This is a genomic window from Pedobacter foliorum (assembly GCF_013266735.1).
In the GTDB taxonomy this organism is placed as follows: domain Bacteria; phylum Bacteroidota; class Bacteroidia; order Sphingobacteriales; family Sphingobacteriaceae; genus Pedobacter; species Pedobacter foliorum.
This window is the reverse complement of sequence record NZ_JABSNU010000009.1, coordinates 192,522-213,953: the sequence shown is the minus strand read 5'-3', so window position 1 is coordinate 213,953 and position 21,432 is coordinate 192,522. Positions and strand designations below refer to the sequence as shown.

General features: G+C 37.6%; 16 protein-coding genes. 7 read left to right on the top strand and 9 right to left on the bottom strand.

The annotated features are described in order from the left end of the window. The first annotated feature begins 85 nt into the window (after positions 1 to 85). On the top strand, positions 86 to 2,887 hold the full coding sequence (gene uvrA / locus HQN83_RS18000; protein WP_173091927.1) for an excinuclease ABC subunit UvrA: 2,802 nt from the start codon (positions 86 to 88) through the stop codon (positions 2,885 to 2,887). A 53-nt stretch (positions 2,888 to 2,940) separates the two neighbouring features. Next, complete coding sequence (locus HQN83_RS17995; RefSeq protein WP_246254540.1) at positions 2,941 to 3,522, top strand: LysE family transporter; 582 nt, start codon at positions 2,941 to 2,943, stop codon at positions 3,520 to 3,522. Positions 3,523 to 3,526: 4 nt separating this feature from the next. On the opposite strand, the gene HQN83_RS17990 is transcribed toward HQN83_RS17995, so the two are convergent. From HQN83_RS17990 to HQN83_RS17955, 8 genes are all read right to left on the bottom strand, one after another. Further along, positions 3,527 to 4,564 (bottom strand): DUF2157 domain-containing protein, encoded by a 1,038-nt coding sequence (locus HQN83_RS17990; RefSeq protein ID WP_173091923.1) that lies wholly within the window; start codon positions 4,562 to 4,564, stop codon positions 3,527 to 3,529. A 46-nt stretch (positions 4,565 to 4,610) separates the two neighbouring features. Then, the gene (locus HQN83_RS17985) at positions 4,611 to 6,833 is read right to left on the bottom strand and encodes a cation:proton antiporter domain-containing protein (protein ID WP_173091921.1); all 2,223 of its coding nucleotides are present in this window, start codon (positions 6,831 to 6,833) and stop codon (positions 4,611 to 4,613) included. A gap of 482 nt (positions 6,834 to 7,315) precedes the next feature. Further along, positions 7,316 to 8,251, bottom strand: a complete 936-nt coding sequence (locus HQN83_RS17980) for a bifunctional riboflavin kinase/FAD synthetase (protein WP_173091919.1) — start codon at positions 8,249 to 8,251, stop codon at positions 7,316 to 7,318. 11 nt (positions 8,252 to 8,262) lie between these two features. Then, complete coding sequence (locus tag HQN83_RS17975) at positions 8,263 to 9,126, bottom strand: YitT family protein (RefSeq protein ID WP_173091917.1); 864 nt, start codon at positions 9,124 to 9,126, stop codon at positions 8,263 to 8,265. A gap of 2 nt (positions 9,127 to 9,128) precedes the next feature. Beyond that, positions 9,129 to 9,854 (bottom strand): tRNA pseudouridine(55) synthase TruB, encoded by a 726-nt coding sequence (gene truB / locus HQN83_RS17970; protein WP_173091915.1) that lies wholly within the window; start codon positions 9,852 to 9,854, stop codon positions 9,129 to 9,131. Next, a complete protein-coding gene (locus HQN83_RS17965) occupies positions 9,854 to 10,648 on the bottom strand; it encodes an undecaprenyl-diphosphate phosphatase (RefSeq protein ID WP_173091913.1) in 795 nt (264 codons plus the stop codon). The genes truB and HQN83_RS17965 overlap by 1 nt, the downstream gene beginning before the upstream one ends. An 8-nt stretch (positions 10,649 to 10,656) precedes the next feature. Further along, positions 10,657 to 10,881 (bottom strand): DUF3098 domain-containing protein, encoded by a 225-nt coding sequence (locus tag HQN83_RS17960; RefSeq protein WP_173091911.1) that lies wholly within the window; start codon positions 10,879 to 10,881, stop codon positions 10,657 to 10,659. After that, complete coding sequence (locus tag HQN83_RS17955; RefSeq protein WP_173091909.1) at positions 10,881 to 11,759, bottom strand: cell division protein FtsX; 879 nt, start codon at positions 11,757 to 11,759, stop codon at positions 10,881 to 10,883. The genes HQN83_RS17960 and HQN83_RS17955 overlap by 1 nt, the downstream gene beginning before the upstream one ends. A 309-nt stretch (positions 11,760 to 12,068) precedes the next feature. Here HQN83_RS17955 and HQN83_RS17950 point away from each other — a divergent pair, with 309 nt between their 5' ends. Next, positions 12,069 to 13,331, top strand: a complete 1,263-nt coding sequence (locus HQN83_RS17950; protein WP_173091907.1) for a voltage-gated chloride channel family protein — start codon at positions 12,069 to 12,071, stop codon at positions 13,329 to 13,331. Positions 13,332 to 13,394: 63 nt separating this feature from the next. Then, on the top strand, positions 13,395 to 16,193 hold the full coding sequence (leuS, locus tag HQN83_RS17945) for a leucine--tRNA ligase (RefSeq protein ID WP_173091905.1): 2,799 nt from the start codon (positions 13,395 to 13,397) through the stop codon (positions 16,191 to 16,193). A gap of 436 nt (positions 16,194 to 16,629) precedes the next feature. Here the strand turns inward: leuS and HQN83_RS17940 are convergent, their stop codons facing one another. Continuing rightward, positions 16,630 to 17,109, bottom strand: a complete 480-nt coding sequence (locus HQN83_RS17940) for an Lrp/AsnC family transcriptional regulator (RefSeq protein ID WP_173091903.1) — start codon at positions 17,107 to 17,109, stop codon at positions 16,630 to 16,632. A 238-nt stretch (positions 17,110 to 17,347) separates the two neighbouring features. On the opposite strand from HQN83_RS17940, the gene HQN83_RS17935 reads away from it, so the two are divergent. From HQN83_RS17935 to HQN83_RS17925, 3 genes are all read left to right on the top strand, one after another. Next, positions 17,348 to 18,208: a sigma-70 family RNA polymerase sigma factor gene (locus tag HQN83_RS17935; protein WP_173091901.1), complete on the top strand. Its 861-nt coding sequence runs from the start codon at positions 17,348 to 17,350 to the stop codon at positions 18,206 to 18,208. A 7-nt stretch (positions 18,209 to 18,215) separates the two neighbouring features. Next, on the top strand, positions 18,216 to 19,169 hold the full coding sequence (locus tag HQN83_RS17930) for an NAD-dependent epimerase/dehydratase family protein (RefSeq protein ID WP_173091899.1): 954 nt from the start codon (positions 18,216 to 18,218) through the stop codon (positions 19,167 to 19,169). A gap of 329 nt (positions 19,170 to 19,498) precedes the next feature. Next, positions 19,499 to 21,409, top strand: a complete 1,911-nt coding sequence (locus HQN83_RS17925; RefSeq protein WP_173091897.1) for a hybrid sensor histidine kinase/response regulator — start codon at positions 19,499 to 19,501, stop codon at positions 21,407 to 21,409. Positions 21,410 to 21,432: the final 23 nt, after the last annotated feature.

Here is a 21,432-nt window from a genome sequence, read left to right as displayed (position 1 = left end):
GTCTGAGAGCCTTATTTTTGCAATGTCTCAAAAAACCAAATATTCGTTTTTTGAGGTATATTAGCAGTATTCTATCACGAAATCAATGAATAACGAAATCGACAAAGATCCACACAAAAATATTATCATAAAGGGTGCCAGAGTTCATAACCTAAAGAATATAGATGTAGCAATTCCTAAAAACAAGCTGGTTGTAATAACCGGAATGTCGGGATCAGGTAAGTCATCTTTAGCATTTGATACCCTATACGCTGAAGGTCAGAGGAGATACGTTGAGAGTTTGTCTTCCTATGCCCGTCAGTTTATGGGCAGGATGAATAAACCTGATGTTGATTACATAAAAGGAATTGCTCCGGCGATTGCCATCGAACAGAAGGTGATCACGTCAAATCCGCGATCAACAGTAGGTACCTCAACCGAGATTTATGATTATCTAAAGCTGCTGTTCTCCAGAATTGGGAAAACATATTCTCCTATTTCTGGTAATGTGGTAAAAAAAGACACAGTTACTACAGTAGTCGATTTTATCTCTAATCTTGAAGAGGATAGCACTGTTACTATATTTTGTCCTTTATTCCCTCACAACAATAGATCTGTAAAAGAAGAGTTGGCAGTATTGTTGCAAAAAGGCTTTTTACGAGTTTTTTATAATGATGCAGTTCATAAAATTGAAGCTATTCTTGAAGATGAATCTTTTAAAGATTTCGAACTAAAAGACGAAAACACAATCAAGATTTTGATTGATCGAATTGTAGTTAATACAGAAGAGGAAACTTTAAGTCGCATAGCTGATTCAGTGCAAACTGCCTTCTTCGAAGGAAAAGGAGATTGCTATGTAGATCATGATGGAAAACTAACAAACTTCTGTGATCGTTTCGAGCTTGATGGAATTCGTTTCGACGAACCAACTCCAAATTTCTTTAGTTTCAATAACCCCTATGGTGCCTGTAAAAGGTGCGAAGGTTATGGAAACGTAATAGGTATAGATGAAGATTTAGTTATTCCTGATAAGAGTAAAAGTGTTTTCGACAATGCAATTGCGCCTTGGCGAGGCGAGAAAATGAAGGAATGGCTTGCTAAGCTTGTTAAAAGTGCTGCTAAATTTGACTTCCCGATTCACAGGCCATTTAATGAATTAACCGAAAAGGAGCAGAGGTTATTATGGACAGGTAATAAGTATTTTGAAGGACTTGATGCTTTTTTTAAAGAACTGGAAGAGCAGACCTTTAAAATCCAATACCGTGTAATGCTATCTCGTTATAGAGGTAAAACTTCTTGTCCTGATTGTAAAGGCTCAAGATTACGTAAAGATGCATCGTATGTAAAAATCAACGATAAATCAATTATTGATATCGTTTTGATGCCTTTATCAACTATCCTTAACTTCTTTGACAACCTAACCCTTTCGTCAAACGATGCGAAAATAGCTAAACGGTTATTGGCAGAGGTTAGTAGTCGCGTGCTATATCTGAACAATGTTGGCTTAGGCTACCTTACACTTAACAGGCTGTCTAATACACTTTCAGGTGGAGAATCTCAGCGCATTAACCTTGCTACTTCATTAGGAAGTAGCTTAGTGGGCTCTATATATGTGCTTGATGAACCAAGTATAGGATTACATCCAAGAGATACCAATAAGCTGATAGAGGTGCTGGTTTCACTCAGAAACGTAGGAAATACAGTTCTTGTGGTAGAGCATGAAGAGGAAATGATGAAGGCGGCTGACCATATTATTGATATAGGTCCCGAAGCCGGAACTCACGGCGGTAACCTTGTTTTTAGTGGTACATACGATGAAATCATAAAAGATAAGAATAGCTTAACCGGAAAATACCTCTCTGGGGAGGAGCAAATCGCGATTCCAGTAAAAAGAAGAGGGTGGAAAGACCATATTCTAATTAAGGGTGCCAGAGAAAACAACCTTAAAAATATAGATGTAAAATTCCCTTTGGGCGTGTTTACAGTTGTAAGTGGCGTTTCGGGATCAGGAAAAACAAGTTTAATCAAGAAAATACTATACCCTGCCGTACAAAAAGCAATAGGGAACTACTCTGGAGAACAAACAGGAGCTTATGATGGTATTTATGGTAATTATGAATTGGTTAGCCAGGTTGAAATGGTCGATCAAAATCCAATCGGCCGATCATCAAGATCTAATCCGGTAACTTACGTAAAAGCATGGGATGATGTACGAGCTTTGTTTTCAGCTTTGCCTGCTTCAAAGGCCGCGGGCTTAAAACCAGCAGCATTTTCGTTTAATGTGGAGGGTGGTCGTTGTGATGTTTGCCAAGGCGAGGGAGAAGTTAAAATAGAAATGCAGTTTATGGCAGATATTTACCTGCCATGCGAAACTTGTGGAGGCCGAAGATTTAAGCAACAGGTACTTGATGTAACTTATCAGGATAAAAACGTTGCGGATATATTAGACTTAACAATTGAAGAGGCGGTAGAATTCTTTAAAAATGAACCCAAAATATTAAACAAACTACAACCTCTGGTTGATGTGGGCTTAGGCTATGTACATTTGGGACAATCCTCTAATACCCTTTCAGGTGGTGAGGCACAGCGTATTAAACTGGCTTCCTTCTTAATCAAAGGAAATAATGCTAATAAAACCTTGTTCATATTTGATGAACCAACTACCGGTTTGCACTTCCATGATATTAAAAAACTATTAATTGCGCTTAACACTTTAATAGAGCAGGGCAATACAATTTTAGTAATAGAGCACAATATGGACATGATAAAATCTGCAGATTGGGTAATAGATATTGGCCCTGAAGGTGGAGATAAAGGGGGTAATATTGTTTTTGAAGGCACACCTGAAGATCTTTTAGCAGTAAAAGCATCTTATACTGCTAAGTATTTAAAAGCTCATTTGAAATAATTGTATCTTCGCACATGCTTTTTTTAACACTCTTTTTAGGGGTAATTCTGAACATGATTGGTTACATACCGCCGGGAAATATTAATTTAACGGTTGTTCAGATAACAATTACGAGAGGGCTACGTCAGGCCTTATACTTTATTATGGCGTTTTCAACTGTCGAGATATTCTTTACTTTCGGAGTGATGCGTTTTGTACAATGGCTATCGAGCGAAATTAAGCTCGATAATATCATTGATGTTATCATGGTTTTCATGTTCGGGATACTAGGTGTAATTACCTGGAGATCTCGTAAGGAAATGCCTAAGGCCGATTATTCAAAAAAAGACAGTATAAAATACGGCTTGATTTTAGGCGTTGTAAACCCAATGCAAATACCTTACTGGTTATTTGTGGGTACTTACCTGATATCACATGAATGGATAGATATTGGATACCTTTCTTTGTCTGTTTTTAGTATCGGTTCGGGTATTGGTGCCGGGTTAGCATTATACGGATTTGCACGCTTTGCCCAGTATATTCAAGAGAAATTTGCGCTGAGCAGCTATATAGTTAATAAAGGAATTGCCATATTATTTTTTGCATTATCGGCATATCATGTATGCAAAATAGTGTACATTCATTTTCTAAAGTAATAAGCTATTTCTTTAGAAACTCAAGATTCCAGATCTTTTCTGCTCTGCGGCCAATAAACCAGAATGAAGCGGCGAGTACGCAAAAGAATAAGGCCTTGTGCCAGGTGTCCCAAAAGTATTCAAAATACCTTGTGTAGAGGTTTATAAACAGAAAGGTAATGCCAAATTCTCTGGCAATATCATCTCTGTGTTTCAAACCGATGTAAATGCTGATCAGGCAGAAGGCGGCCGACAGTATACCCCAATAAAACAAACTTAATTGTTTTACAGAATACCATTCTTCTAATGAACTGAAGTTACCGAAGACCGAAAGTAACCACAGAGAAACAAATAAATAGACCATACCACAGACATAATTTGTCTGGAAAAAGATGCCCATCTTTTTATTGTCTTTAATTAGAAAAGAAAATCCGGTAAGGCATAAGCCAAAAATCACAAAGCGAAGCGGGTAATTCATCCCAAGAAAGTACCAGTTCCAGCGCGATAAATAACCGGTTTCAGTACCAAACCAGGCACCTAATGAAATCAATACAAAAGCCCATATCAGTCTTGATTTAAAGATATAGGCCAGTACTCCATAAATAAACACAGAAGCCAGTATGAGTAAAGAGAAGTGCGAACTGCCATTGTCGATAGCCTTGCCGAGGTAAGCAATGGCATTGGCCGTTAACATTACCGCTGTAAAAACCATGGCCTCATTACTAAATACCAGATGCGATTTGAGCTTCTTTCTTTTAAAACTAAAGTAGTATAAGGCAGCTGCACCAGCTGCCGATAAAATACTTATCATCACATCAGAAGCAGTAAAAATGTGCTCCAGATAGTTTAAAACCTTGTTGTCAATTAAAAGAGCACCCAGTGATATAACGCCACAGGCCATTGCAATCCAAAAAGAGTACTGAGCTAATCGGCGCCAGTCGAAACTTTTAGTCTCATAACTGTTACGTAACTTTTTAACGTCATCTGGCGATAAGAGGTTCTCTTCCTGCCAATGATTGAGCATTTCGTCTAAAAAGTCGCTCTTTTCCTGGTCTACTTTCATTGATATACAAGGTACATTCTGTTACAGTAAAATCAAAATTTACAGATTACTTTAGCAGATTAGGAACTTTCTTGTTGTTACCCACAATCCACACGATATCACCATTCTCAAATGTAAGGGTCGAATCAGGATTCAGTATCCGCTCTCCATTTCTTTCAATTCCAACAACAAGCCCCTGAGTCATTTCCCTGATACCTGAATTACGAATCGTCTGACCGTAAACTGGTGAACTACTATTGATTACTATTTTTTGAAGAGCCATATCTTCTTTAGGGAAACTGGATTGTACACTTTCATCTATACTTCCTTCAAATAATTCCTTCACTGCGGCCAGCTGATCATCAGTTCCAATTACTAAAACTTTATCATTAGGATAAAGGCGTTCATCTCTGCCTGGAGTAGGGATCATGATTTTTCCACGTTCAATTAATGCAATGTTGACACCGTATTTCTCTCTTACAGATAACTCAATAAGGGTTTTTCCAACAAGGGTTGATTCCGGTGCAACTGTAAGTTCTACTAAGTGTGTGTCCCACGGTAGTATCTCAGGTTGGGCATTTTGAGCTTCTCTAGCGTTAAGGTTAAGTAGAAATCTGCTTTCAAGTTTGTTGTAAAAACCTTGTAGCCTTCTCGAGAAAACAAACATACAGGATACAATTAAGGCAATTGCAATAACAATTGAAACCCATGTGCTGTAGAACTGATAAATTAAAATGCCGACAAAGAAGATGGCCAAAGAAATACGTAAAATCTCAAGTGCAATTAGCGGCCCACGTGTATACTTTTTGTTTAACCACAGGTGTGAATAAGCCTTTCTTTCTATTCGTCTAATCGCAAGCGCCCATAAGAAAGGAGTCATGATAAACAAAGTAAGTATCAAGCTTACAATAATGCCATTGTTGCCATTAATCAGGTTTTGGGTGATAAATGGTTGTAGGTACTTTGAACCCAAAAATACTATAGCAATAAGAATAACCGAGTGTATAATGAGGTTAAAGGTGTACGATTTAAGCAACGTTTTCCAATCACTTAAAGTGGTTATACCTGCCGTACTTGAACTATAACGGTTAATGCCCTCAACCCATTTTTTAGGAAGTTTACGTTCTAAGAAGAAGTAAAACGGCTCAGAGAATTTAATCAGATAAGGAGTAGTAAAAGTTGTAATTGCCGATACTGCAACCGCTATTGGATATAAGAAATCACTGGTAACTTTAAGTGTTAATCCTAAAGTTGCAATGATAAACGAGAACTCACCAATCTGAGCCAAACTTAAACCCGTTTGTACCGATGTTTTTAAAGGTTGTCCAGAAACCAAAGCACCTAATCCCGAACTTAAAAACTTGCCTAAAACAGTGGCCAAGGTAATTACAACAATGGGAACAGCATAGTCAACCAGAATGCTTGGATTGATTAACATACCTACCGATACAAAGAAAATTGCAGCAAATAGATCTTTCACAGATTTTGTAAGATGCTCTATTCTTTCTGCCTGAGTGGTTTCTGCCAATATCGAGCCCATAATAAATGCACCCAAAGCAGGAGAGAAGCCAACCTTAACAGCCAACAATACCATCAATAAACACAAAGCGATAGAAACCACAAGCATGGTCTCATCATTCATTAATTTCTTAGTCGCTTTTAAAAAAGTAGGCACAAGGAATATTCCACCTATAAACCATAAAACAAGGAAAAAACAAAGCTTTAATATAGAAATCAGCATTTCTGCACCTGCAAATTGCTGACTAACAGCAAGAGTAGATAGCAATACCAATAATAAGATGGCAACAAGATCTTCAACAATAAGTACTCCAAATACCAGTCCAGCAAACTTTTTATGCTTTACCCCAAGCTCTTCAAAGGCCCTTATGATGATTGTTGTTGATGACACCGATAATATACCACCGAGGAATATACTGTCCATTGTAGACCAGCCCATTGCCAATCCGGCCACAAAACCAATTATCAACATAAACACAACCTCAACAATGGCTGTTATGGAGGCTGAGCCTCCAACCTTTACCAGTTTTTTAAAACTAAATTCAAGCCCTAAACTAAATAATAAGAAGATTACCCCAATCTCTGCCCAAATATTGATGCTTTCATTGTCTGTAACAGTTGGGATAAATTTAACGTGTGGACCAACCAATAATCCTGCTAAAATATAGCCAAGTACTAATGGTTGTTTAATTTTTTTAAAAAGGAGTGTAGTTACTCCAGCAGCTGCAAGTATTAAGCCTAAATCAGTAATTAATACTGGTAAATGTATCATAGAAACGCGTATTTTTTAATGTATAATTTATTGTGTTAACGTATTGGGGCTAAATTATAATTACCAAAAAACATGTTTTGGGTACAGAAAATTAAAGATATAAGAGTAACTCGAAAATGAAAAGGAGCTGTAATAATTTGCAATTAACGGGCATGAAGCTACCTGAATATCCTGTTTTTTAGAAATAACAAACAAGCCAAAAGATGTTTTGTTTACAACTTGCTGTAAAGCCGGTAGATCTTCAAATGAGGTTTTTTGAAATGATGATTTGCTTTTTTTGCTAAAAACAAAGTGTTTCTTTTTAGCATTAATACTTACTTCTCTATGCTTAGTTTTTTCCGCATCAAGCCCTTTCCCGTTTACTAAATGGGAAGAAAAAAGATGAATAAAAACTATTAGTATCAGAGTAAATAATGACCTCATTGTCGTAAATATACGAAAATAATGCCTTTTTTTAGAATAAATGAGGGTTTAAAATGAGCTTATGACGTTTTTTTGAAATAAGCTAAAGTATCATCTTTGTCTCTTTGCAGTTGTTCTTTTAAGGCCTCTAAGCCAGTAAATTTAACATCGTATCTCAGAAATTCAAGGAAGTTCATCTTAATATCCTGACCGTATATTTCCTGATTAAAATCAAAAATATTTACCTCAATGTTTCTGGTCATCCCATTAATTGTAGGACGCTGACCAATATATGCCATCCCTTTAAAAACCTCGTCGTTCATTTCAACAGTAACAGCATAAATCCCATCAGAAGGGATCAATTTGTAGGTTTCCTCAATAAAAAGATTCGCAGTAGGAAAGCCAATGGTACGGCCTATTTTGTCGCCTTTAATCACCTTACCATATAATGAAAAGTTGTAACCAAGGTAATTGGCCGCAAGCGCAACATCGCCATCAAGTAAAGCCGTGCGGATTTTTGTAGAGCTTACCGCAACATCATTAATATCCTGCTCAGGTATTTGCTCAATTTTATAATTAAAATTCTTAGAGAAGGTTTCTAAATCCTGAAGACCGCCTTTTCTATCCTTGCCAAAGCGATGGTCGTAACCAACAATAAGGTTCTTAATGCCAATTGTATCAACCAAAATGTTCTGTATATATTCAGCAGGAGTAAGGTTCGAGAAATCGCGTGTAAAAGGAGTGATGATTAAATGATCAACTCCAAGGCTTTCCAGCATTTTAGCCTTTTCATTAATCGTATTGATCATTTTTAAATCCTGATTCTCCGGGTCAATGATTAATCTTGGGTGCGGAAAAAAGGTCAGTATTACACTTTCACCACCAGTTGCCTTAGCCAATTCACACAATCGTTTAATAATTTTCTGGTGACCATAATGTACCCCATCAAAAGTTCCAATAGTTGCAACTGCGTTGTTTAGCTTCTTAAATTCCGAAAAGTGATTATATATTTTCAAGGTAGTATAAATTAATGTAAAGCCGGACGTTTTACTACGCCACCCTTTATGTCGGCAATTTGCTGTTGAATCACAAAAGCATCCGGATCGATCTGTCTAATTGCAGTCTGCAGCTTACTCATTTCAAGTTTGGTAACTACAGTATAAAGTATGTCAATATCCTTTTTAACTCCATATCCGCCTTCGCCTTTATAAATAGTTACACCGCGTTTCATTTGGTTGATAATGAACTTTTTAATGTGTTCATTCTTTTCAGAAATAACCGTAACGCCTGTGTATTGCTCAATGCCATTTACAATATAATCAACCGTGTTAGAGGCCGATAGATAGGTTAAGATGGCGTACAACGCCTTATCCATTCCTAAAAATATAGCAGCAAAGGAGAAGATAATGATGTTTAAAATCAGGATGATATTACCAACAGTAAGGGTGCTTTTTTTACTGATATATAGCGCCAATACCTCGGTGCCGTCAATTACGCAGCCACCACGCATGGCTAATCCAATTCCACCACCTAAAAAGAGTCCTCCAAAAAAGGCAATCAGTAGGGGATCATGAGTAATAGATTTAAAGGGAGCAATAACCAGTAAAATAGCCAACAGTGATATCGCAATGGATGTTTTGATGGCGAATACCTTACCAATTTGCCTATACCCCAGAATAACAAAGGGAATATTAATCAGAATAATCAGGTATGACAGGTTTAGCTTCGTGATGTTGCTAACTAACAGAGATATACCGGTTACACCACCATCTATAAATCCACTGGGCAGCAAAAAACTTTTCAATCCAAAACAAGCCGAAACAATGCCACATACTATTAGAAATATGTTCTTGGCGATGTTTAGTTTTTTGGATTTTACCTGGCCACGCATGACTACTCTTTTTTAAGTCTAAGATAGTTAACTAAATCTGCTACCTCAAAAGCATTTTCAAGTAAAAAGTTTCCACTACGTGTGCGGGTAAGTTTTGATAAGTAAGCACCGTTATTAAGGTGCTTGCCGAAATCAGAAATCAGCGATCTGATATAAGTTCCTTTACTGCAAACAATCCTGAAATCTACTTCCGGAAGTGCAATTCGGGTAATTTCAAATGCAGAAACGGTAACAAAGCGTAAACGTAATTCTGTTTCTTCGCCTCTTCTGGCTTTCACGTACAAACGTTCGCCATTAACTTTTACTGCAGAGTGTGCAGGTGGATATTGTTGTATGTCGCCCGTAAAAGGAGCTGTCGCGGCATAAATAGCCTCTTCAGTTATTCCGTCTAATGGGAATTCCTGATCAACCACAGTTTCCAAATCAAAAGATGGGGTAGTGGCACCTAAAACCATTGTTCCGGTGTACTCTTTCTCTTCGGCCTGAAAAGTGTCAATCTGTTTAGTCAGTTTTCCAGTACAAAGGATTAATAAGCCAGTTGCCAGGGGATCTAAAGTTCCGGCATGGCCAACTTTTAATTTCAAAGGCTTTAGTGAGTTGCGGATTTTTCCTACAACATCAAAGCTAGTCCATTTGTACGGTTTATTGATGAGCAATAGCTCACCTTCAGCAAAATTAAATTCAGGAAATGTTTTTGTTACTATTTGTTCTTCTTTATCCTCACCCATTACAATACATTCATTTCAACCCCCGAAAAATATAGTACCAATAGCAGAACACCTATGATGATTCTGTACCAGCCAAAAATCCGAAATCCGTGTTTTGATAAAAATCCTATGAAAGATTTTATCGCGATTACTGCTACGATAAATGCAATAACATTTCCGAAAAGCAATAATTTAATATTTTCAGCATTCAACAATTCATGCCCTTTTAATAGCTTGTAGCCGGTAGCAGCGCACATGGTCGGCACTGCCAGAAAAAAGGAGAATTCAGCAGCAGCATGTCTGCTTAGTTTTTGTTGCATACCACCAATAATGGTTGCCGCACTTCTGCTCAACCCTGGAAATGCAACAGCTAAAACCTGGAAACATCCAATTTTAAAAGCGGTTAGGTTACTAATCTCACTTTCATGATTGACGGTCGGGTTTTTAAAGAATTTATCGATAAACAATAATACAATACCACCAAGCAGCAATACTACTGCAATAAATATGGGGTTGCCTAAAGTGTTATCTATAAAGTCGTTTAATAAATAGCCAAAAAACAATGCAGGTATAACCGCTATGATTAGCTTAATGTAGAATTGCCATTTACTAAAGTCAAAAAACTTTTTCCAGTAAAGTACAACTACGGCTAAAATAGCACCCAGTTGAATAGCAACTTCAAAAAGCTTTACAAATTCGTCTTTTCCAATTCCCATAAAAGAACTGGCAATAACCATGTGACCGGTTGATGAAACCGGTAGAAACTCCGTTAGCCCTTCTATAATCGCTAGAATGAGGGCTTGAAAATAATTCATGTATTAACCTATTTTTTTAAGATGGCATAAACTCCAAAAGCAAAACCTGCCAATACTACCATAGGAGCAAGCAAAGTTTTTCTGAAGTCGTAAATATCTGTTGTGCCAATCATTAAAATGAAGCCGAATACAACAATAGCAATGCTGATAAGTAATAACTGATAGTTTTTTTTAGAGAAAACTAATTCAGTTTTAGAGTCCTGATGTGCAGGAGTTGATTTTTTTTCTATCATTATCTGTAAAGGTCGTAAATTTTTAAACGTAAATATTTGCTAACGGCAAATGAAGTGCTAATAGCTGTAATAAAGATCCCTACACCAACAAGGCCAAGTAAAACAATACCAAATTCAGTATAATTTCTAAGAATTACAATTTCAGGTATTTCTCTTTGAGCATAGTACAATATACCTAATAAGATTAGAATGGCAATAAATGCCGCAATTAATCCGTGTAGAGCTGCTAATAAGATAAAAGGTTTGCGGATAAAGCCTCTTGTGGCACCAACCAATTGCATACTTTTAATAAGGAATCGCTGAGAATAAATGGCCAATCTTATGGTATTATTAATAAGGGCAACAGATATGATCAACAAAATGGCAGCAAAGGCTAAAATGATTAACCCAATAGTATTGATGTTCTTATTTACCATGTCAATTAATGAACTTTGGTAGATAACTTCTTTAACAACAGGATTTTTAGCAATACTTGCTTTTAATGTATCTATGCTTTTATTATTCGCGTAATTAGCTTTTAAATAAACATCAACTGTTGATAGTAAAGGGTTGTAGCCTAGGAAATTAACGAAATCTTCACCCAGATCGTTGGTTAAGTTTCTGGCTGCCATTTCTTTATTTACGTATTGTGTGTTCTTAACTGCCGGATTGGCGTTGAGTTCTTTTTGAAAAGCTAAAACGTCTGTTTCTTTAGCACCTTCATCTACAATGATATTTAATACAATATTTTCTTTCACGTAGTTGGAAAGGTTTTTTGCATGTACCAATATCAAGCCCAACATACCCAGCATCAATAAAACCAATGCAATACTGAAGATTGTAGAAATATAAATGGTTTTTGTCTTCTTAGAAGCATCGCTCACTTCAAATTCTTCCATGTATTTGTCTTTATGTTTTGCGAAAATAAAAAATATAAGCAACTAATTTAAATTATATGCCTTTTATACTTTTAATTCGTAAAAAACTTATAACGGATTACAGCAAAAAAAAGTTCATAGAAAAGGCATAATTGCCAAACTATTTTTAAACTGCTGTATTAGGCTAACTCTATATAACTCGATAATCAACAAAAGTAGGCACCATGCCGTGTCCATGTTTATGCCCAAAAACATGGACTTACCATGGACTCAACATGGACTTTGACCAAATGGTGGTAATACAAAAATACCTTATATTTGACTTCCCTTATGGTTGATAAAAAGCTCATTTATAAATTAGGCAAGTGGTTGCTAATAATCATACTACTTAGTTTCGTGGCAGGCACCATGTCTGCATTATTTTTAACATCATTAGACCTTGCAACAAATTTTAGAACACAACATCCTTATGTGCTTTACCTATTGCCATTAGGTGGGTTAGCAATTGGGTTAATTTATCATTACTCTGGTAAAAGTATTGAACGTGGGAATAATCTTGTTTTTGATACCATTCATAACCCAAAAGATGTTATTCCATTTAGGATGGCTCCTTTGGTTTTGTTAGGCACTGTGGCAACCCATTTTTTTGGTGGTTCTGCAGGTAGGGAGGGTACAGCTTTACAAATGTCGGCAGCTGCGGCCGATCAGTTTCATAAGATCTTTCATTTAAGTAAGCAAGAGCGGATTGTGCTTCTTATTGCAGGGTTAAGTGCCGGTTTTGCTTCTGTTTTTGGAACTCCATGGGCAGGTGCAGTTTTTGGAATTGAGGTTTTATTGCTGGCTAAAATCCCTTATAAAGCAATATTCCCTGCATTGGCAACAGCATTTTTAAGCGCTTATGTTACCAGCTTATGGGGCGTTGGGCATACACATTATCATATTGACACTGTACCGGGACTATCTTTAAGAGGGATTGCTTACAGCATATTCGCAGGTTTGGTTTTTAGTGCTGCCGCTATATTGTTTGTAAGGTTAACACATCAAATATCCGTGTTCTTTAAGAAGATTAAATACTCGCCATTACGCCCTTTTGTTGGTGGGTTTATAGTTGTTGGTATTGTTTTATTGTTGGGTACTTATAAATATATTGGCTTAGGGATACCAACCATAGTCGATTCTTTTGTGCAAAGTTCAGAACCGCAAGATTTTGCTTTGAAAATTCTTTTAACGGCAATTACCCTTGGGGCAGGCTTTAAAGGCGGCGAGGTTACCCCGCTCTTTTTTATAGGGACTACCCTTGGTAGTGCACTTTCACTTTGGCTTCCGCTACCTGTTGGTTTGCTGGCAGGGATGGGTTTTGTTGCAGTTTTTGCGGGGGCGGCCAAAACACCAGTGGCTTGTTGCATCATGGCAATGGAGCTTTTTGGGGTTTCGTGCGGTGTTTATGTGGTAATTGCCTGCGTAGTTTCTTACCTCGTTTCGGGGGCTCATAGTATCTATAATGCTTCGGAAAACAAGTCGCCAAAGCACTTTTTGTTTGGTAAATTTTCGCTTACCGATGTTCATCGTAAGAAGCAAATAAAAACTTCTTAGTCAAACTTTTCTGTAACCACCTTAATTTCTTTATTTTCGCGGGATATAAAGGAATTAGCAGTAATGGATTACCAATTTAAAGAAATAGAACAGAAGTGGCAAAAGATCTGGGCTCAAAATCAGACATTTAAAGCAGAAAAAGATACAACAAAACCAAAGTTTTACGTTCTCGATATGTTTCCTTACCCATCTGGGGCAGGTTTACACGTGGGTCATCCACTCGGTTATATTGCTTCCGATATATTTGCGAGATACAAAAGATTAAAGGGGTTCAATGTATTGCATCCAATGGGATACGATTCATTTGGATTACCTGCAGAGCAATATGCTATTCAAACTGGTCAGCACCCGGCTTTAACTACCGAAACTAACATCAATACTTATAGAGAACAATTGGATAAAATTGGTTTCTCTTTCGATTGGAGTAAAGAGGTTCGCACTAGCGATCCGGGATATTATAAATGGACACAGTGGATTTTTATGCAGTTGTTTAATTCGTGGTATAACCTTGAAACTGACAGAGCTGAAGATATCACTACTTTAATTGAGAAATTTAATGCTTCGGGCAGCGCTGATGTAAAGGCGGTTTGCGATGAAGAGGTTAAATCTTTCTTGCCTAGCGACTGGGCTACAATGACCAGCGAAGAAAAACAAGAAGAATTATTGAAATATCGTCTTACTTATTTAAGAGAAAGTACTGTAAACTGGTGCCCGGCATTGGGAACTGTACTTGCTAACGATGAGGTGAAAGATGGTTATTCGGAACGTGGTGGACATCCTGTTGAACAGAAAAAAATGATGCAGTGGAGTATGCGTATTTCTGCTTATGCAGAGCGTTTATTGCAAGGCTTAAATACTATTGACTGGCCAGAGCCGGTTAAAGAAATGCAACGCAACTGGATTGGTAAAAGCGTTGGGGCGAGTGTTAAATTTGCTATCGAAAATGCTCCGGAAGGAATTCCTAGTCATATTGAAGTTTTCACTACGCGTGTAGATACTATATTTGGTGTGTCATACCTGGTTTTAGCACCAGAGCATGAGCTTGTTACTGCGTTAACTACTCCGGCGCAACTGGATGATATCAATGCTTACATCGCCAAAACCAAGAAGAAATCTGAGCTTGACCGTATGGCTGATACTAAAACTGTATCTGGTGCCTTTACTGGTAGCTATGTAATTAATCCGGTAAGCGGAGAGCGCGTTCAGCTTTGGATTGCGGATTACGTGCTTGCAGGTTATGGAACTGGTGCGGTAATGGGTGTGCCAAGTGGCGATCAGCGCGATTGGCTTTTTGCTACGCATTTTAACTTACCAATTGTTCAGATTCTTGATGCTCAAAAAGATGTTGAACATCAGGCTGATGCTACTAAAGAAGGTAAATACATCAATTCCGGTTTTATTAACGGAATGAATTATACTGAAGCTACTCAGACTTTAAATGCCTGGTTAGAAGAAAAAGATGCAGGTAAGGCAAAGGTTAACTACCGTATGCGTGATGCTATTTTCGGCAGACAGCGTTATTGGGGTGAGCCAATTCCTGTTTATTTTAAAGATGGCTTGCCATATTTAATTAAAGAAGAGGAATTGCCATTGATACTTCCTGAGATTGATAAATATTTGCCAACTGAAACGGGCGAACCTCCATTGGGTCGCGCAGAGAATTGGAGCTATGATGATGAGTACGAATATGAATTGAGCACAATGCCGGGATGGGCTGGGTCAAGCTGGTATTGGTATCGTTATATGGATGCTAAGAATGATTCGGACTTTGCATCTAAAGAGGCTATTTCTTATTGGAAAGATGTTGATTTGTACATAGGTGGTTCCGAGCATGCAACTGGTCACTTATTGTACAGTCGTTTCTGGAACAAATTCCTAAAAGATTTAGGGTATGTACAGGAAGAAGAGCCTTTCAAAAAACTAATTAATCAGGGGATGATACAGGGTAGAAGTAACTTTGTATATCGTGTGATTGATGAGGATGGTCGCGGTACTAATACTTTAGTTTCTCATGGTTTAAAGAAGGATTATAAAACTTCAGCATTGCATGTTGACGTTAACATTGTAGAAAACGAGATTCTGAATATTGAGAAATTTAAGTTGTTCAGACCTGAATTTGCGGAAGCGGAATTTGTTTTGGAGAATGGAAAATACATCTGCGGTGTGGAAGTAGAGAAAATGTCTAAGTCTAAATTCAATGTTGTAAATCCTGATGTACTAATTGAAAGCTATGGTGCGGATACTTTGAGAATGTATGAAATGTTCCTTGGTCCGCTAGAGCAAAGCAAGCCATGGAATACTAACGGTATAGAAGGTGTGTTTAAGTTTTTACGCAAATTCTGGCGTTTGTTCCATAATGAGGCATGGCAGTTTAATGTTAGTGATTCGGTACCAACAAAGACTGAATTGAAAGCTTTACATAAAATCATTAAAAAGGTACAGGATGATGTTGAGCGTTTCTCGTTCAATACTTCGGTGTCGAGCTTTATGATTGCTGTTAATGAGCTTACAGATTTGAAATGTAAGAACCGTCAGGTATTAGAAGATTTAGTAATTGTGCTTGCTTCTTATGCACCACACATTTGTGAGGAGCTATGGGCGTTATTAGGCCATGAGGAAGGTAGTTTATCTTATGCTAAATATCCTGAGTTTAATCCTGCTTATATGGTAGAGGATGAGTTTAGTTATCCGATTTCTGTAAATGGAAAAACTCGTTTGAATATGAACTTAAGCCTTACTTTAGAGCCTAAAGAGATTGAAGAAGTTGTTTTAGCTGATGAGCATGTTCAGAAGTATCTTGAAGGTAAAGCACCTAAAAAGGTGATCGTGGTAAAAGGACGGATTGTGAATATTGTGATTTAGGGTATTGTAATTTGGATTGATAATGCACTTCGTCATCGTAATAATACATTCGTCATAGTTATAATGCGTCCGTCATCCTGAATTTATTTCAGGACCTCTCAAGAGAAAGGAAGCCTGACAGGTGAGGGATGCTGAAATAAATTACCAATGACAAAGAGGTTATTCTGCTCGTTGTATATAGCGGTCGTCATGCCGCTGAAGAGCGGTATCTCGCACCAGCGAGGCTTCCTTTCTCTTGCGGGGTCCTGACCTCGAAGAAGCTGCGAAGCAAAATAAATTCAGGATGACGACTGAGTATACAAAATTGTCATTACTACTTTTTTGTATTTTTTCTAATGCTAGGCTCTCAGCATGACGAGCGCAATCCGGCATAACGAATGTGTAAAAAGAATGTATAAAAAAGAAGGTGTATCGTCGATACACCTTCTTTTTTAGCTTATATCCTATCCTTTAACGGATAAGCCAGTTCTCTTTTAGCCTCATTAACTACAAAGCAGCTTTGTAGTGATCCTACGTTTTTAAGCTTGGCAAGTTTCTCTACAATTAGCTTGTTGTACCCAGACATATCGCTAACAACAATTTTAAGTAGAAAATCAAAGGCTCCTGTAGTATGGTAGCACTCTAATATTTCGGGAAATTGGATTACTTCAGTTTGAAAGGCAATAAGTGCTTCGCCACTATGGTCGTTTAGTTGAACTTGAGTGAAAGAAATCCACAGTTCATCAAATTTATTACGGTCTATAAGTGTTACACTTCCGGTGATATAGCCCAGATCTCTAAGTCGACTTACGCGTTCGAACATAGTACTACTACCCTTATGTAGTTTAAGGGCTAATTCTTTATTTGTAAGCCTTGCGTCTTTTTGTAATAGACGAAGAATGTCCAGATCTGTCTGATCTAAGATGGTTGGATTCATATAACCACGACAGCTTTTATGAGTTTAGTTGCTGTGCAAATAAAGAACATTCAACCCATAATAACAAATGGAAGACAACAATATTTGGGGATTACTTACAGTTTTTTTTTGGCGCGGAATTTAATTCTGACCATGAGGGCGTGTTATGAATAATTTGCGGATTAAATCCATATCCAAGGATATAACAAATCAACTATAGAACTTAGCCCTTGCAACTACAGGCTGCAATGTGCTAAGCATGAGAGAAATCAAGATAGAAAAATCTTTTACTAAACGTGACCATGATTCCCTTAGGAGATATCTGAACGATATTGCCGGGTTCCCATTGTTAAGTGCAGAAGAAGAGGTGATGCTTGGACGTAAAATTCAGGGAGGAGATCTTGCTGCCTTACAAAGGCTGGTAAACTCGAACCTTAGGTTTGTGGTGTCGGTTGCTAAAAAGTACGAAGGACAAGGCTTGCCTCTGGCGGATTTGATTTCGGAAGGAAACGCTGGCTTGGTTAAAGCTGCCGAACGCTTTGATGAAAGCAGGGGATTTAAGTTTATCTCTTTTGCGGTGTGGTGGATTCGCCAGTCGATGATGATGGCTATTGGAAACTATAAGCGCATGATCAGGCTGCCAATGAATCAGGTAAATGATATACAGGATTTGTGGCGTTCGGAGATGGAAATGGAACAGAAATTAGAAAGATTGCCTACTGATGAGGAGCTTTCTGATTTTACAGGGATACCGCTTGATCGATTAAAAGCTTATCAGTACAGCCCTGGTCATACGGTTTCTTTAGATAATCAAAATGATGAAGAAGATAAGCCGGGTATAATGACGTTTCTTGAAGACACCTCAGTAGATGCGCCGGATGCTATACTGCAATCGCAGGATTTAAAGTATAGCCTTAGGCAATTGTTAAATCAGCTTCCGGATAGGCAAAGGAGAGTAATTCAGCTCAGCTTTGGCTTGCAGGGAAACGAAGCAATGCACCTGGAAGATATTGCTGATCTGTTTGAGCTTAGCAAAGAAAGTGTTAGAAAGATAAAATACCAGGCACTGCATAATCTTGGTAAGGAGGAGGGGGTGAGGCGACTCAGACAATATTTATAAAATGAACATGAAACAGAAAGAAAATATACTAATCATTGGAGCACTTGGACAAATTGGAAGAGAGTTAACTGATGAACTACGAGAGAGATACGGGAAGGAAAATGTATTGGCTGCTGATATCAGACCGAAAGAAGATGTTTCTTTCGAAAAACAGCCTTATATACAATTAAATGTAATGGATAAGGGAGCGCTTGAAAGCCTTATTGCTGAAAATAAGTTTACTCAGATTTATCATTTAGCGGCTATGCTTTCGGCAAGTGGAGAGCGTAATCCGCAAGCGGCATGGGCATTAAATATGGATAGCTTGTTAAGTATCCTTGATTTATCTGTTAAGTATAAAGTAGGAAAAGTTTTCTGGCCAAGTAGTATTGCTGTGTTTGGTCCTGATTCTACAAAGCAAAACTGTCCTCAGCAAGGTGTTACTGAACCAAGTACAATTTATGGAATCAGTAAAGCTGCGGGTGAGTATTGGTGTAAGTATTATTTTGAAAAACATGGACTTGATGTGCGTAGTGTACGCTATCCGGGGTTAATTAGTTATACCGGTGCTCCGGGCGGTGGTACAACTGATTATGCGGTAGATATTTTTCATAGTGCTGTAAAAGGCGAAAAGTATACTTGCTTTTTGAAAGAAGATACTGCATTGCCAATGATGTATATGCATGATGCAATACGTGCAACATTAGAGCTTATGGATGCTCCTGGGGAGTCATTATCTGTACGTACGGCTTACAATTTGAGTGCTTTAAGCTTTACTCCAAAAGAAATTTATGACGCAATTGCACAGGAGGTTCCGGGTTTTGAGATTACTTATACTCCTGATTTCCGTCAACAGATTGCTGATAGCTGGCCTCAAAGTATTGACGACAGTGTTGCCACTAAAGACTGGGGATGGAAGCCTGCATATGATTTAAAGAGAATGGTAAAAGATATGCTTAGCAATATTGAAGTATATCCATAATGATAAACAATTATTCGTAATTGGTTAATTTAGGTTCAAAAGCAGGGTGTTCGGATGGATACCCTGCTTTTTTTATGATGGTAAGATGTTAATTTGTTTATAACATTTGTTAAAAGGATAAAGAAGATTCGTTAAATTAGATACATAAAATAATTCAAGTCTGATTTGACAAAAAAGTCCTGTGAGTGGGTGATCCACGAAGGGCAGGCACAGCATACATGAATGATACAAAAGCCAGCTTTTATAGCTGGCTTTTGTGCTTATAAAACTTTGGCGGGCAAATTGCAATAGGGTGGATATAAAAAACTGTTATTTGCGAGCGGCTAACAATGCAAGAATCAATAGAAGAGAGAACTCATATTTTTCAGATGCTAATAGACAACGTTCCGGTTGTCATTTTTAGGATTAATAAAGACGGAATATTTACCAGGTCGGTTGGGCTAGGATTAAAGGTATTTGGTGTTAAGGATAATGAATCAGTAGGTAAAAACATATTTGAATTGTATCCTGTTGCAGGTACACGAATGCGACGCGCACTGGCAGGCGAATCGCTTAAATTTATCACAAATATGGAAATTCAAGGAAAAATAATATTCCTTGATGTTACGCTTAGTCCCGATCCTTTCGATGAAGGAGGAGTTATTGGGACCCTTTTAGATATCACTCAACAAAATGGCGTAGAGGAGGAACTTCGAAAGGCTAAAATTAAATTGGGGCAAACAGTGGATTTGCTAAATACCGGAGAAGAGATAAGCAAGACCGGTGGTTGGGAATATGATGTAGCGTCGGATCTGGTTTATCGGACCCAAAATATGAAACTGCTATTGGGGATTAATGAGGAAACAACTTCCCTAAATGATGCTGCTATTTTATATGAAGATGATGGTGCTGAGCTGATTAGAGAGGGGATGAAGAATGCAATCGAAAATCAGATGTCTTATGACATTGAAATTATACCAAAAGGTACGCAGAAGTGCTTTAGAAGTATTGGTATCCCAATAGTTGAAAATGGTAAAACTGTTAGGGTTGTAGGTGCGGTAACAGATATTACTGAAATTAAACAAGTCGAAAAGGAATTGTTAAAGGCAAAACAGGTAGCGGAGAAAGCGGCCATGGCCAAGCAACAGTTTTTATCTAATATGAGTCATGAAATAAGAACACCAATGAATGCGGTGATTGGAATGACTAATTTGCTTTTGCAGGAAAATCCTAAACCTGAACAGGTGGATAGCTTAAAGATTTTAAAGGTTTCAAGTGAGAATCTACTAGATCTGATAAATGATGTGCTGGATTACAATAAAATCGAATCGGGGAAGATGTTATTTGAGCAGATTGATTTTAATTTAATTGAGCTGGTAAACAGCATTAAGGAGACTCATTATTTAAAGGCGAAAGAAAAGGGGCTGAAGTTTAAAATAAAGGTAGATTCAGATTTGCCGGCAATGATAATTGGAGATCCAATACGGCTAATACAAATATTAAACAATCTGGTAAGCAACGCAATTAAATTTACTAATGATGGAAGTGTTATTCTTGATCTTTCATTAAATAGTTTGTTAGGAAACTTAGTTGATATTAATTTTGTGGTAACGGATACAGGAATTGGAATAGACCCAAATAGGAAGGATTATATATTTGAAAGTTTCACTCAGGAAAGTACCAATACCACCAAAGTTTTTGGTGGAACAGGTTTAGGCTTAGCAATAACAAAACGGTTAATAGAGATGCTCGGAAATGAGATTTCTGTTAAGAGCTCAATTGGAGTTGGATCAAGCTTCTCGTTTAATCTACAATTCAAGAAAAGTAAAAAGAAGAGAGATAGTGTGCATTTGCCTGAATCATCTATGGATTTTTCGAGTCTTGCCGGCTACAAGGTTCTTCTGGTTGAGGATAATGAGATAAATGTTATTGTAGCTAGTAAATTTATGCAAAAGTGGGGGCTCCACATAGATTGTGCATGGACAGGTACTGAAGCTGTTGAGAAAGTTATAGAAAACCATTACGATCTTGTATTGATGGATTTGGAAATGCCAAAGATGGATGGTTTTGAAGCTACTAAGGTTATACGCTCAATTGCCGATGATAAGTTTAAGCAACTTCCAATTATTGCTTTAACCGCATCGTTGCTTACTGAAATTAGTAAGCAGATTTTGGAAGCGGGCATTGATGATTATGTTGCAAAACCATTTAGTCCAACAGAATTGCATGCTAAGATTAGACTGCATCTTCAAATCAGTTAATATTCTAAGTTAGCCATGTGCTT

What these genes read in the sequence shown, in the direction of transcription:
- uvrA (WP_173091927.1), top strand. Translation starts at nt 86, where the DNA reads ATGAATAACGAAATCGACAAAGATCCACACAAAAATATTATCATAAAG.
- HQN83_RS17995 (WP_246254540.1), top strand. Translation starts at nt 2,941, where the DNA reads ATGATTGGTTACATACCGCCGGGAAATATTAATTTAACGGTTGTTCAG.
- HQN83_RS17990 (WP_173091923.1), bottom strand. Translation starts at nt 4,564, where the DNA reads ATGAAAGTAGACCAGGAAAAGAGCGACTTTTTAGACGAAATGCTCAAT.
- HQN83_RS17985 (WP_173091921.1), bottom strand. Translation starts at nt 6,833, where the DNA reads ATGATACATTTACCAGTATTAATTACTGATTTAGGCTTAATACTTGCA.
- HQN83_RS17975 (WP_173091917.1), bottom strand. Translation starts at nt 9,126, where the DNA reads ATGCGTGGCCAGGTAAAATCCAAAAAACTAAACATCGCCAAGAACATA.
- truB (WP_173091915.1), bottom strand. Translation starts at nt 9,854, where the DNA reads ATGGGTGAGGATAAAGAAGAACAAATAGTAACAAAAACATTTCCTGAA.
- HQN83_RS17965 (WP_173091913.1), bottom strand. Translation starts at nt 10,648, where the DNA reads ATGAATTATTTTCAAGCCCTCATTCTAGCGATTATAGAAGGGCTAACG.
- HQN83_RS17960 (WP_173091911.1), bottom strand. Translation starts at nt 10,881, where the DNA reads ATGATAGAAAAAAAATCAACTCCTGCACATCAGGACTCTAAAACTGAA.
- HQN83_RS17955 (WP_173091909.1), bottom strand. Translation starts at nt 11,759, where the DNA reads ATGGAAGAATTTGAAGTGAGCGATGCTTCTAAGAAGACAAAAACCATT.
- HQN83_RS17950 (WP_173091907.1), top strand. Translation starts at nt 12,069, where the DNA reads ATGGTTGATAAAAAGCTCATTTATAAATTAGGCAAGTGGTTGCTAATA.
- leuS (WP_173091905.1), top strand. Translation starts at nt 13,395, where the DNA reads ATGGATTACCAATTTAAAGAAATAGAACAGAAGTGGCAAAAGATCTGG.
- HQN83_RS17940 (WP_173091903.1), bottom strand. Translation starts at nt 17,109, where the DNA reads ATGAATCCAACCATCTTAGATCAGACAGATCTGGACATTCTTCGTCTA.
- HQN83_RS17935 (WP_173091901.1), top strand. Translation starts at nt 17,348, where the DNA reads ATGAGAGAAATCAAGATAGAAAAATCTTTTACTAAACGTGACCATGAT.
- HQN83_RS17930 (WP_173091899.1), top strand. Translation starts at nt 18,216, where the DNA reads ATGAAACAGAAAGAAAATATACTAATCATTGGAGCACTTGGACAAATT.
- HQN83_RS17925 (WP_173091897.1), top strand. Translation starts at nt 19,499, where the DNA reads ATGCAAGAATCAATAGAAGAGAGAACTCATATTTTTCAGATGCTAATA.